General features: G+C 35.7%; 1 protein-coding gene. It reads left to right on the forward strand.

All coding sequences use genetic code 11. The features are described 5' to 3' along the window. Window positions 1-507, forward strand: a 507-nt coding sequence (locus tag IEY73_RS34765) for a hypothetical protein (protein ID WP_229716452.1), incomplete at its 5' end; no start/stop codon positions are given. Window positions 508-582 lie beyond the last annotated feature (75 nt).

A 582-nucleotide genomic window follows, 5' to 3' on the forward strand; every position in this document is an offset into this window, starting at 1 on the left:
GTGGCGAAAGATTTTAACCCTAAAAGTTTTGTGAATGTGCATGATTTCAAAAACTTTGATGAAGCGATTGATTATATCAGATACTTGCATGCGCACCAAAACGCTTATTTAGACATGCTCTATGAAAACCCTTTAAACACCCTTGATGGGAAAGCGGGTTTTTACCAAGATTTGAGTTTTGAAAAAATCCTGGATTTTTTCAAAAACATTCTTGAAAACGATACGATTTATCATTGCAATGATGCCCATTATTCTGCTCTTCATCGTGATTTGAATGAGCCGTTAGTGTCTGTTGATGATTTGAGAAGAGATCATGATGATTTGAGAAGAGATCATGATGATTTGAGAGTTAATTATGATGATTTGAGAAGAGATCATGAACGCCTCTTATCAAAGGCTACCCCTTTATTGGAGCTATCCCAAAACACCTCTTTTAAAATCTATCGCAAAGCTTATCAAAAATTCTTACCCTTGTTGCGCGCCATAAGGAGATGGGTTAAAAAATAAGGCGTATTTTAAGACTGATTAAGAAATTGAAGCACTATTTTAAAATGCGCTAACGCTTCTTTTTTGAGCGTGGGG

This window comes from Mangrovihabitans endophyticus (assembly GCF_014646155.1).
Lineage (GTDB): Bacteria > Actinomycetota > Actinomycetes > Mycobacteriales > Micromonosporaceae > Actinoplanes > Actinoplanes endophyticus.